The organism is Sanyastnella coralliicola, assembly GCF_030845195.1.
Classification (GTDB): Bacteria; Bacteroidota; Bacteroidia; order Flavobacteriales_D; family Sanyastnellaceae; genus Sanyastnella; species Sanyastnella coralliicola.
Map to the genome: position 1 here is coordinate 1,004,598 of NZ_CP132543.1, position 12,019 is coordinate 1,016,616.

At 45.0% G+C, this 12,019-nt stretch carries 11 protein-coding genes; 3 read left to right on the plus strand and 8 right to left on the minus strand.

Translation table 11 applies throughout. The features are described from left to right. The first annotated feature begins 160 nt into the window (after window positions 1-160). On the plus strand, window positions 161-1,429 hold the full coding sequence (locus RA156_RS04290) for an NAD(P)/FAD-dependent oxidoreductase (RefSeq protein WP_306643107.1): 1,269 nt from the start codon (window positions 161-163) through the stop codon (window positions 1,427-1,429). 160 nt (window positions 1,430-1,589) lie between these two features. Here the strand turns inward: RA156_RS04290 and RA156_RS04295 are convergent, their stop codons facing one another. The 4 genes from RA156_RS04295 to RA156_RS04310 form a co-directional block, all read right to left on the minus strand. Further along, the gene (locus tag RA156_RS04295; RefSeq protein ID WP_306643109.1) at window positions 1,590-2,324 is read right to left on the minus strand and encodes a DUF3108 domain-containing protein; all 735 of its coding nucleotides are present in this window, start codon (window positions 2,322-2,324) and stop codon (window positions 1,590-1,592) included. A 47-nt stretch (window positions 2,325-2,371) separates the two neighbouring features. Continuing rightward, window positions 2,372-2,929 carry a DUF1573 domain-containing protein gene (locus RA156_RS04300; protein ID WP_306643111.1) on the minus strand — a complete coding sequence of 186 codons (558 nt, stop codon included), beginning with the start codon at window positions 2,927-2,929 and terminating at the stop codon, window positions 2,372-2,374. A gap of 82 nt (window positions 2,930-3,011) precedes the next feature. After that, complete coding sequence (locus tag RA156_RS04305) at window positions 3,012-4,619, minus strand: S41 family peptidase (RefSeq protein WP_306643112.1); 1,608 nt, start codon at window positions 4,617-4,619, stop codon at window positions 3,012-3,014. A gap of 134 nt (window positions 4,620-4,753) precedes the next feature. Beyond that, entirely contained in the window at window positions 4,754-5,380 is a 627-nt protein-coding gene (locus tag RA156_RS04310) for a DUF1684 domain-containing protein (protein WP_306643114.1), read from the minus strand. Window positions 5,381-5,450: 70 nt separating this feature from the next. On the opposite strand from RA156_RS04310, the gene RA156_RS04315 reads away from it, so the two are divergent. After that, the gene (locus RA156_RS04315; protein ID WP_306643116.1) at window positions 5,451-6,110 is read left to right on the plus strand and encodes a hypothetical protein; all 660 of its coding nucleotides are present in this window, start codon (window positions 5,451-5,453) and stop codon (window positions 6,108-6,110) included. Here the strand turns inward: RA156_RS04315 and ettA are convergent, their stop codons facing one another. Beyond that, on the minus strand, window positions 6,111-7,796 hold the full coding sequence (gene ettA / locus RA156_RS04320) for an energy-dependent translational throttle protein EttA (protein WP_306643118.1): 1,686 nt from the start codon (window positions 7,794-7,796) through the stop codon (window positions 6,111-6,113). It abuts the gene before it with no gap. A 261-nt stretch (window positions 7,797-8,057) separates the two neighbouring features. Here ettA and RA156_RS04325 point away from each other — a divergent pair, with 261 nt between their 5' ends. Beyond that, window positions 8,058-9,017 carry a WG repeat-containing protein gene (locus tag RA156_RS04325; RefSeq protein WP_306643120.1) on the plus strand — a complete coding sequence of 320 codons (960 nt, stop codon included), beginning with the start codon at window positions 8,058-8,060 and terminating at the stop codon, window positions 9,015-9,017. A 98-nt stretch (window positions 9,018-9,115) separates the two neighbouring features. Here the strand turns inward: RA156_RS04325 and RA156_RS04330 are convergent, their stop codons facing one another. The 3 genes from RA156_RS04330 to RA156_RS04340 all read right to left on the minus strand — a co-directional run bounded on the left by RA156_RS04330 (window position 9,116) and on the right by RA156_RS04340 (window position 11,994). Further along, on the minus strand, window positions 9,116-9,838 hold the full coding sequence (locus tag RA156_RS04330) for a T9SS type A sorting domain-containing protein (protein WP_306643122.1): 723 nt from the start codon (window positions 9,836-9,838) through the stop codon (window positions 9,116-9,118). A gap of 127 nt (window positions 9,839-9,965) precedes the next feature. Then, window positions 9,966-10,652 (minus strand): T9SS type A sorting domain-containing protein, encoded by a 687-nt coding sequence (locus tag RA156_RS04335; RefSeq protein ID WP_306643124.1) that lies wholly within the window; start codon window positions 10,650-10,652, stop codon window positions 9,966-9,968. A 73-nt stretch (window positions 10,653-10,725) separates the two neighbouring features. After that, on the minus strand, window positions 10,726-11,994 hold the full coding sequence (locus RA156_RS04340) for a metallophosphoesterase (RefSeq protein ID WP_306643126.1): 1,269 nt from the start codon (window positions 11,992-11,994) through the stop codon (window positions 10,726-10,728). Window positions 11,995-12,019: the final 25 nt, after the last annotated feature.

The following is a 12,019-nucleotide window of genomic DNA, read 5'->3' on the forward strand; positions in this document are numbered from 1 at the left end:
CCAGATTTCGCAGCGATCGGAAGCATGAAATCATCAACGGCAGGTGGTTCTTTTTTCTCCCCATTTCAAAAACTGACAAATGCCATAATGCTCTGTGACTTAGGTCGCACAGTCTAGCTTATGTGCTGGTTAAGTTGCAGTATCCTAATTCATTAACGCCATGAAACAACATTATCAAGTGGTTATCATCGGAGGAGGAACCGGTGGTATCATGACCGCAGCTCAGCTGCTCAATCACGACTCCTCGATGAAAATTGCGGTCATTGAACCTGCTGAATCTCACTTCTATCAACCCGCTTGGACTTTGGTTGGAGCTGGAGCATATGAAATGCAGAAGACTGAGCGTAAAATGTCTTCCGTGATGCCGTCTGGGGTGACTTGGATTAAGGACTATGCGACGACATTTGAACCCGAGAATAACGCCGTAAACACACGAGAGAATGGATCCGTCTCGTATGACTATTTGATTGTGTCTCCCGGACTTCAAATGGACTTAGACGGAATTGAGGGTCTGCGCGAAGCGCTGCAAACGGAAAGCGTCTGCAGCAATTACATCGATCCAGAAAAGACCTACCGGGTACTTCAGAACTTCAAAGGAGGGAATGCCCTCTTTACTCAACCTGCCACTCCAATCAAATGCGGAGGAGCTCCTCAAAAGATTATGTATTTGGCAGAGGAGTATTTCAAGAAGTCAGGAGTAAGGGACCAAACCGAGGTCATCTTTGCCACTCCAGGTAGTGTCATTTTCGGCGTTCAGCCATTCAAACAAACACTGGAAGAAGTGATTCGTAGAAAGCGCGTCCACTTGAAGACTTTTTATAGCCCGTATAAGATTGATCCAGTAAAGAAGGAGGTGTACTTCAAGTACACCAAGCAAGATGAAGGAGGTTGTGTTATTAATGAAGATGAGAATGTGATTCGAGAGCACATTGAAGGAGAAATGACTTTTGTGGTTCCTTACGATATGCTCCATTTAGCTCCTCCTCAAAGTGCTCCTGATTTTGTGAAGCAATCACCGTTCGCCCATCAAGAAGGACCAAGCAAGGGGTGGATGGATGTAGATAAATTCACCTTGCAACATTCACATTATAAGAACGTCTTCGGACTAGGTGACGTCTGCGCTTTACCGACAGCTAAAACGGGTGCAGCGATTCGTAAACAAGCTCCAGTAGTGGTTGATAATATCCTTGAAATGATGAAGGATAACAAGCTGAGTGACAGCGTGTATGAAGGTTATAGTAGTTGTCCGCTAGTTACTGGATACGGAAAGATGGTTCTCGCTGAATTCAAGTATGATAACGTAAGAGATAGCGATCCACTTTTGAGTAAATTTATGGATACGAGTAAAGAGAAATGGGCCCTTTGGGTGCTGAAAAAACATGGACTTCCATACTTGTATTGGAACCGAATGATGAAGGGAAGAATGTAAAACAGTTGGTCAGCTTGACTGGCCAAATTTCATATACTAACTAGGGGAAGGGGACTAATTTAGTTCCCTTCTTTATTAAGTATAACCGGCATGAATTCGGTGATTAGTTCCAACTGAAATTGCACAGAAAGAAAGTAAGGAGCAATCAGTAAACAGCTAGTCAGCGTCTTCCAACCAAATGAATTTTGGCTTTACCTACTTTCAGGTCAGTCTCGATATAGACTGGAATTTTTCTTTCATCGTTCGTGACATAGACCTCCATCCGTTCCCCTTCTTTGAAGATCGTTCCTTTGATCAGGTTCGGTTTGAATACGATGCATTCAATCTCTTCATCCGTCTCAGGATCTTCCCATATTTCGATGCCTGAATAACGCAGGTAAGACTCGTAGTAGTTACCATCTAAGTAGAAGAGTAGGGGAATTTTATCGCCGACTTCGTATTGGTTGAAGTCTATGGTTCTGCAGTAGTAGATTGCGGTGACCACATCAAGTGCAGCAGCCTTTCGTTCCATAACTCCATGTCGGGCGAACTCTTCTCCGTCTTGGATGCGGTAGTATATGCTGTCTTCTTTGACGTGGTAGTCGCGATCGTAGATGTTCGATCCCTCATAGCCTTTGCGTACGAAACGCTGAGAGGTTAGATCCTCGGTAGCATAGCTTTCGTAAAGTGAGTTTACTTCATAGAACCAGTTCCACTTTGGGTAGCTCACACCAAGACCAGAGAAACGCCAGTAGCGTTCGTCATTAACGATGGTATCACCAACCGTAAATGTTGCCACACCAGCATCCGCCCATATCAATCCCCATTGATAGGTTAGCTCATAGGTAATCGTCTCTCCTTCGTAGAATGGAAAGTCTGATTCTTCCTGAGCAAAAGAGGGGAGAGCTAGGAGCAAAAAAAGGCTCCATAGAGGAGCCTTTATATATTTTGATTCCGCAGACACTATTGAGCTGCAGGAGTCACGTTAGCGCGAATCGTCAGAACTTCCTGTCCTGATTCAGTGTTCGCTGTGATCGTCACTTTTTTCGTTTGCATGTTCTTCTTCCCTTTCGAGTTGAAGGCCACTTTGATTTCACCAGATGCTCCAGGAGCGATAGGCTCTTTCGGACATTCTGGAACCGTACAACCACAAGATCCTTTACACTTCTCAAGGATAAGTGGGTTATCTCCTGTGTTTGTGAATTGGAACACGTGTTCTACACGGTCACCTTCATCAAGTACACCGAAATCCCATTCTTTCGAGATGAAAGACATAGTAGTTGATGGGATATTAGACTTAGCAGCTTCTTGTTGCTTCGCCTTTTGATCTTTCAATGGATCGTATGCCGCTGGTTGCGCTACTTCATCGCGATCGCTCGCGTTGTTGTTCACTTGAGTATCTGTTTCAGCCATTGGCTTGTACACATCCTCCTCAGCTGAACTGTTGTACATCTTGTAAGCGATCACACCGAGTAGAACAGCGATTACCGCAAGCAATCCGATTTTTAGTCCGTTATTCATGGTTCTGAAATTTGTCCTGTAAAGTTATAAAACAGAAGCGTAGCGTTCCGCCCGTGAGGGCGTCAAAATACTTAACGACTTGTTAAAAGTCAGAGTGAGCCAGCTTCGCTTTTTCAAAAGTTCCGTCGCGAAGTACTTGAACAGCCTTCTTATATGCTGGGTTCAAGACGTTCACCACCTTGTAAAATACACTGTAGTCAAATAGGTTTCGACCAATCAAGGCTTTGGTACGAATCTCGATCGCCACCTTTGATGTATTCCAATCTTCTTCGTTAAAAGGAATCTCTTCCTTCTCAGCGTAGGCAATCATTCCCTTGAGCACATCATCAGTCAATTGGTAGTTATTGATGAAGCTTTCAGGGGTAGGGTAGCTACTTTCGAATTCAGCACGATGTTGGTCTACGTAAGCCAAGATGTACTGATTCATCGCACCTGAACGCAGAATTTGCGAGAAGTACTCTGAAGTATATGTCGTATCAATTGGCGTGAAGATGTCTGGAAGAATTCCTCCACCACCGTAAACCGTACGGTGCTTGATATTCGTTTTGAATTTCAGCGAATCAGGGAGTTCGAGGTTGTCTAACGACATCAACTCACCGTTTTCAAATCGATCGTATTTCTCCATTCGGTAAGCCTCTACACCATCGTCATATGGCTTCTGAATGCATCGGCCTGCTGGTGTGTAGTATTTCTGAACAGTCAATCGCACTGCAGATCCATCAGGAAGCTGAACAGGACGTTGTACAAGTCCTTTACCAAAGGAACGGCGACCTACGATCAGTCCACGATCCCAATCTTGAATCGCGCCTGAAACAATCTCACTTGCTGAAGCTGAACCTTCATCTACCAAGACTACCAGACGTCCTTTTTCAAACATTCCGGTACGACGAGCGAAGGTCTCGTCTTTAGGGAATACACGTCCTTCGGTATACACAATCAACTTGTCTTCGCTGAGGAATTCATCTGCCATTTCGATCGCTGTGTTGAGTAAACCACCACCGTTTCCTTGAAGGTCAAGTACGAGGCTGTTCATCCCTTGGTCTTTCAATGAGGCGATTCCTTCACGCAATTCACGCATCGTTGTCTTTGCAAAACGGTTCACCTTGATGTAACCGATTTCGTCGTCAATCATAAAGGTCGCATCCACAGAGTAGATTGGAATGCGGTCACGAACGATATCAAATTTAATAGGGTTCTTTACGCGATTACGCTTGATACCCACCGAAACTTCTGTTCCTTTTGGTCCTTTAAGCAAGCGCATAACATCAGTATTGGTAATACCGATACCCGCGACGTTCTCACCATCAATGGTAACAATTTTATCTCCGGCCTGAATCCCTAGTTTTTCAGACGGGCCGCCCGCAATCGGACTCACCACGAAGATGGTGTCTTTGAGAATATTGAACTGAATTCCGATTCCGTCGAAGTTTCCATTCAAGGGTTCGTTGGCTTCGGCTAGTTCTTCAGCAGAGATATAAACACTGTGTGGATCAAGTTCTTCCAACATATGTTCGATCGCTGCTTCAACCAGGGCTTCACTGTCAACACTGTCTACATACATCTGCTCGATGTAGTAAAGTAGAGTGTTGAACTTCTCAACGGTAGAAGCCGGGTCAGATTTTTGTGCTTTCGCAGCGAAAAGGGAAAGAACGAAGAACAGAGCCAAAGAGCTCTTCAATAAGTTGCGCATTGTCATAGGGATATAACGTTTCTCAAGAACGAGCAAATAACGTTCCACAAGTTACGGTTTGCATGTATACTGACGCAATCAAAAAAGGTTAACGGTTTGCGCCATAAATAGGGTAATTCGTGCAATTTTAGCTTCTAGTGATGTGCTACATATTGCACTCCAGCTTCAATTCGAGTCTTCAGGTGATTCTCGCTGGGAGGAATCGGACAACTGTATCTGCTGTTGTAGGCACAGTATGGATTGTACGAACGGTTGAAGTCAATCACAACTTCATCAGCTTCTACTTCTTCAATCGTCATGTCTAGGTAACGGCCTCCACTATACGTCGTCTCAAAATTCGTTTCATCGGTAAATGGAATGAACAAGTAATTCTTGTACTGCTCATTCTCCATGAGCTGCAGGTTCTGGTAAACTGTCAGCTTGTACCTCTTTCCGTCGATTTTGAAAGACAAGGTTCCATAAGGACGGTACTTCGGAAGGCGGTCTGTCGTCGTTTTCATTTCGAAGGTCTTGCCGTTGTCAATCGGCTTGAATGTAGCTTCAACACGAAAGTCCATGTTGATTTCGTAGTAAGGAATTCCCTTGAACTCTTCAATGTGATCTTCCGGTAGAATTGATGTCTCTGGGTTGCTAAAGACGTTATCAATCGAGTCACGATAAGACGTGATGGTTTTTTCGTATCCGGTTTGTCCGAGGGTCGTCCCCATCGCCAGGGTACACATGGTCAATGTGAGGACTTTCAAATAGTTAACCTTTTGCATGTATTCTTCGTAAAAGACCCTTAAAGATACGCATGCTTTATCACATGCGTCTAACCGAAACTTACTTACTATGTCACTACGGCTACTCTCATTCTTTGGAGCGTTCCTCTTTTCTGGTTCTTTGTTGGCTCAAGAACAGGGCTTTGCCTATTTGAATTGGGCTGATCTTCACGCTAACGCGGGAATTAGATCCGTCACGGTGGAACAAATCTTCTATAAGAACGATGTACCTGTAGATACCTGTTTGGTAAGTCGCGCTGAATTGGATGGGGAAGGCCGTCCGGTCATCTTCGAAAACTACTTCGCTTGTGGAAGGCTATTCAGTCGTGAGGAAATCACATATACTTCTGACTCTACCTTGATCACTTACGCCTGTGTACCCACGCGATGGGAAACGTCACGTTTGGAGGTAACCCAAGATGACCAAGGTCGAATAAAGACACGCACATTCAACGGAGCGCAAGCCTGGAAAGACGAATTCGTATATGCCGATGACGGCAACATGGTCAAAGCCATTCGCTACCAAAAGCAAGGCGAAGAATGGCAACCCGTTGAAATCAAAAAGTTCCTGAACAAGCGTGAAGACATGGAGCGTAGGGCAGAGAATAATCTCACCTACATCCACGACCAACAGGGATTACTGTTGATTCACAACGTGTATAGCAATAGTGGACAACTTACCATGGTCAGAAAGTACTCTTACGAGTTCGAACACACGGTGAGCGAGTGATTACTTAACCAGCTTCTTGTACTTGATTCGAGTAGGGCCTTGGTCTCCTAGGCGCTTCTTGCGATTCTCTTCGTAATCAGAGTACCCTCCTTCAAAAACATATACCTGGCTATCTCCTTCGAATGCCAAGATGTGCGTGCAGATGCGGTCTAGGAACCAACGGTCGTGACTAATGACAACGGCACATCCTGCGAAGTTTTCGATTCCTTCTTCCAATGCACGCAGTGTATTCACGTCGAGGTCGTTAGTAGGCTCATCGAGAAGGAGCACGTTGGCTTCTGTCTTTAGTGTCATGGCAAGGTGCAAACGGTTGCGTTCACCTCCTGAAAGCACACCACACTTCTTCTGTTGATCAGAACCGTTGAAGTTAAACTTCGACACGTAAGCACGGGCGTTGACAATCTGCCCTCCGATTTCAATTTGTTCGTTCCCACCAGAGATGACTTCGTAAACTGATTTCTCAGGATCGATGTCTTTGTGACGCTGGTCAACGTAACCGATCTTCACTGTTTCACCGATGGTGATGTTTCCATCATCTGGCTCTTCTTCTCCCATGATAATCTTGAAGAGGGTGGTTTTACCTGCACCGTTTGGTCCGATAATACCTACGATACCTGCAGGTGGCAGTGAAAAGCTGAGGTTTTCATAGAGGAGCTTATCTCCGTATGCCTTCGTCAGCGTTTCGGCATCAATCACGTTGTTTCCAAGACGTGGACCATTCGGGATAGGCAGTTGCAGCTTAGCTTCTTTATCCTTCCCTTGCTGGCTCATCAACTTGTCATAGTTGTTCAGACGTGCTTTGCTCTTCGCTTGACGTCCTTTCGGGTTCATACGCACCCAATCCAACTCTCGCTCAAGTTCTTTCTTGCGCTTAGACTCTTGCTTCTCTTCTTGGGCGAGGCGCTTCGCTTTTTGATCCAACCAAGAGCTGTAGTTTCCTTTCCATGGGATACCCTCACCACGATCAAGCTCAAGAATCCATCCAGCTACGTTGTCTAGGAAGTAACGGTCGTGTGTTACGGCGATTACGGTTCCCTTGTAACGCTGAAGGTGTTGTTCTAACCACTGCACTGATTCCGCATCAAGGTGGTTGGTAGGCTCATCAAGTAAGAGCACATCAGGTTGCTTCAACAACAAGCGACAAAGTGCTACGCGGCGACGTTCACCTCCAGAGAGTTCGCTGATCTTTTGATCTTCTGGCGGTGTACGAAGAGCGTCCATCGCGATGGCCAACTTCGTGTCCAACTCCCATGCGTCGAGTGCGTCAATCTTGTCTTGAACCTCCGCTTGGCGATCCATCAAGTTCTGCATCTTGTCAGGGTCGTTCAAGATCTCTTCATCCATGAATTTGTTGTTGATCTCCTCGTACTCTTTCAAGATATCTACGATCTCCTGAGTACCTTCTTCAACGACTTCACGAACGGTCTTATTCTCATCCAACTTTGGTTCCTGAGGGAGGTAACCAACAGTATATCCATCAGACCAAACAACATCTCCTTGGTAAGCTTCGTCAAGTCCTGCGATAATCTTCATCACCGTTGACTTACCGGAACCATTGGCACCGATGATACCAATCTTCGCACCGTAGAAGAAGGAGAGGTAAATGTCTTTTAGAATGTGTTTTCCTTGAGGAGTGGTCTTATTGATTTTGACCATGGAAAAGATGACCTTCTGATCGTCTGACATAGCATTTTGGGTTGGGTGGCGAAGATAGGGAAAATGATCTTCGGGATGTCTTGAGAGGAACGCGGATTGCGGAACGCGGAACGCGGAAAACAGATTGCGGATCGAGGAACGCGGTAATTGGTGTAAGGTTTTTAGTTCTTAGTGATTGGTTATCGTTTATCGTTTATCGATTATCGATTCTTTGTCCCCCTGAACGATTCCTTTTTTCAAGTGTACAGCAGATAACACGGGCGCTTTTGCCTCTTTGTTTACCGTCTGCCTATGAAATCTTTCATGCTTGTTATCGGCTTTGTATTGACCTTTCTTGGTGCTTCTGCTCAAGGGTCCATCTTTTACCCATATGATTCTATTCCGAAGGAATTGCCGAATGTCATTTACTATGAATTTATCCATGGCGTTCAGTTGATTGAAGTTGATCATTTGGGTGCGTATTGGCATGGGGTGCATATGGCGGATATGGCTTATCCCAGAGCCTTGTCTGCTGCCGTTGATGTGCCCAAACCAGTGTCGAATGAATACTATGTACGTGATACTCTAGGGCACATTACTAAAAGCTACAGTAGTCATCATAGCCTAGCTTATTTGGATTCACTTTTTGCTGAGATACCGATTGATATTGACACAACTCCGATCAATGAGAAGACCTATTTCTCTATTTCAAACAAGTTCGGTGGAATTGACCGGGTAGATTTCTACGGAGATTGGCGAAATGAAGACCTCGCCTACGGATTAATTAATGGGAGGGGAGAACAGGTTCTTCCTACAGAATATCAACTCATACAAATAACCAATGGCGGGTTCAATCTTATGAAAGATGGCCAGTGGGGCTTGATGAGTCAAGACTTCAAGATGCTTACGGAATTCAAATACGACATGATCACCACCTATCCATTTGAGAACGCTTCGATATCTGAGATTACCTATTTCAAGAAAGGGAATAAATATAGTGCGTTTCGTGTGGAGGGAAGAGATGAGGTCATTGAAGTTCCTTTCTATGAAGATTTGAATACCAGTGTTCTCTTCATAGAACATGAGTATTTGCTCTTTTCATCAAACAGACAAAGAGGACTTATCGATTTTGAAGGGGAAGTCATCTTACCTGCAGAATACGATTACATCTTCTTCACGAACAATACAAATTGCACCGATATGCCATGTCTTAAGCTTGTGAAAGGTGCACAAGAGGAATTCCTCCAACCAGAAGTCCTACGAAGGCCGTAGACCGTATGCTGTATACAGTAGGCAGCATACTGCATACCGCATACAGCCTACAAAAAAGCCCCGCGATTGCGGGGCTTTCATATCCTTGGAAGTAATCCTTATTGGATCACTAGTCGCTTGCGTAGTGTTCCTACTTCGATGAAGTAGATTCCGCTTGTTAGAGCTGAAGTATCTACTGTCAATAGAGAAGTAGTTGTGTTCTCACGAGCCATTACCTTTCCAGTAAGGTCGTAGATCGTGTATGAACCTCCATTTTGTGATTCGAAGTCGATGGTCACTTGAGTTGTTGCTGGGTTAGGGAACACATTGAAAGAAGATGTTGCCAATTCAGCTACTGATACTATCTGGAATTGCTCGTCGCAATCACCAAATAGAACGTCCATGTAAACTTCGTTTGAAGGGTCAGAGATGTCGTAGTAGTATAGTCTCCAAGCTGATCCCTCACCTGAGTAGGTGTCATCAACTGCTGACCACGTACCATCGTTCACCCAAAGGTGAGCTGTAAGGTCTGTTGTAGATTCTCCAGGACCAATTTGTACTAGAGCACCACCGGCTTCAATAGCAGTGTCTACATCGTAAGGACCGTGACATAGCAAACCGAAACAAAATTGAACTCCTGTTCCATCATCAGCATGGCAACGACGTTCCAAACGAACTGCCAAACTAACCGCTTCAGTGCCATTGTTCGTCAGTGTCACTTCACCGTAATCGAACCCACCATCCACAGAAAAATCAAAGAAGTCTTCAGAGAGCTGTAGGCTCTGGCCGTAAGACAATACGCCAACACAAAGGGCGAAAAAAGTAAGGTACACGTGTTTCATAAATGCAAGTTTGACTTAAAGATACACAGAAGCTACTTCCATAGGAAGTTAAACTACTTTAATCTTTGGATTCCATTCTGGGCTCAATTCGGCCCGAAAAGACGTCAAACTGAAGAAACAGCGGAGCTTAGCGAATCACTAATCTTTTACGGATACCATCTACCTCGATAAAGTAAAGTCCTGAAAGCAGATGACTCGTTTCAACCGTAATTCGAGATGAAGAGGTGTTCTCTGCGGCCACTACCTTTCCTGTAAGGTCGTAGATCTTGTACGATGCTTGATTGGTTGTTTCAAAGTCAATCGTGATCATGTTATCTGCTGGGTTCGGGAAGAACTTAAAAGACGTCTGCTGGAACTCTTCTACTGAAACCACCACGAATTCCTCAGAACAATCACCGAAAATGACATCGACATAAGCTTGGTCTGCTGGGTTGTCAGCGTTGTAGTACACCATTCTCCAAGCTGAACCTTCACCAGCGTAATCAGCTAAGTGGATAGCAATTTCATTGGTAGTGCCTCCTGGCTCTAGTTCGAAATGAAAGTTTGATGGAGCTTCTGTATTCGCCTGAATGCCTGGCAAACATGTACCTGGGAAACACCAATCCACGCTTGACTGATCAAAAGCATAGCAACGCACTTGAATTTGCGGAACTACGGTGATCGTCTCTGAAGACACGTTTGTCAATGTGATCTGCTCATATTCTACACCGGCATCTGGTGCAACTTCAACAAGCGACTCAGTAACTTCGAGGCTTTGGGCGATAGCGCCCATCGAGAAGATAATTGCGAGGGTTGAGAGTAGAAGGTGTTTCATGTCTTAGCGTTTACCCGAATATACCAAATCACACGCAAAGCAGACCTTCCTTTTCGCTTACAATCTTGTAGTACTAAGCTGATTGCAACTCCAAAAGCGTAATCTCTGGCCACATTCCAACACGGCCAGGGAAGCCAAGAAATCCAAAGCCACGGTTCACGTGCAAATGCTGTTCACCTTCGGTGTATAATCCACCCCAACGCTTGTACCGCAAGCGTGCAGGGGAGAACTTCAATCCAATCGATGGGATTTCGATTCCCATCTGCATCCCGTGGGTATGTCCGCTCAAGGTGAGTTGAATCTCTTCTTTACCATTGACTTGCTCTTCCCAGTGGGTAGGGTCATGCGACATCAAAATTCGTGAAGGAACATCTTCAGTGCCTACCATTGCCTTCGCAAGGTCACCTTGTTGCTTGAATCCTTTCCCCCAGTTCTCGACTCCTATAAGTGCTACTTTCTCACCTTTCACATTGAGGATGCGGTTCTCATTCAAAAGAAGATCAAAGCCCATCTCTTGATGGATTTCAGGTAAGCGTGTCCGACTAAACAACACCTGTTCCTCAGTCAGGTTACCGTAATCCGCGTAATCGTGGTTTCCTAGAATAGAATACTTACCGTACTTCGCCTTCAATTCTTTGAATACCGGAATCCATGGCTCGGCTTCAGAGCTTTCAATGTTGACCAAATCACCTGTGAACAAGATAAGGTCAGGGTTCAGGTCGTTGATCATTTTGATCCCCTTACGCACGTCTTCGAATTGCTCAAAGAAGCTTCCCAAGTGGGCATCACTGATCTGAACCACTTTCATACCGTCAAAGGCCGATGGTAAGTTCTTCATTGCCACCTTATGGTCAAGCACACGGAAAGCAAAGCGTCCTTTCGTTACCCCATAAAGGAAACTCACGAAGGTGAGACCTGCAGTCACTTGCCCGATACGTGTCAAGAAGGTCGCACGAGAAATACCTTTCCCTTCTAATCCTTCGCCACTAGATCCACTAAATGCCTTGACTCCCCATTGCACGAGGTATCGCAAATCATCAATCAAATGGAAAGCCCCCAAAATTACTTTCGGAGCCCAAAGCACCATAAATGCGGCCATCGCAAACATCAACCATTGTGGATGTTCCGTTCTCCATGCCCTGAAATTCAGCATGGCCATGATCGTCAAAGCGAAAGTGAATACGGTAATGATCCAGTAAATCCAGTAAAACACCGTGCGCCAAATAGACGTCCAGTCCTTCAAGCTGACATGTATCCCCTTAAATCCGTAGATCTCGACCAATACGAGAACCGCGATGAATATGATAAATCCCAAAATTGCTCCTATTACGTTGCCTCTCATTGCAACTTGCAAAGTTAGATTTCAA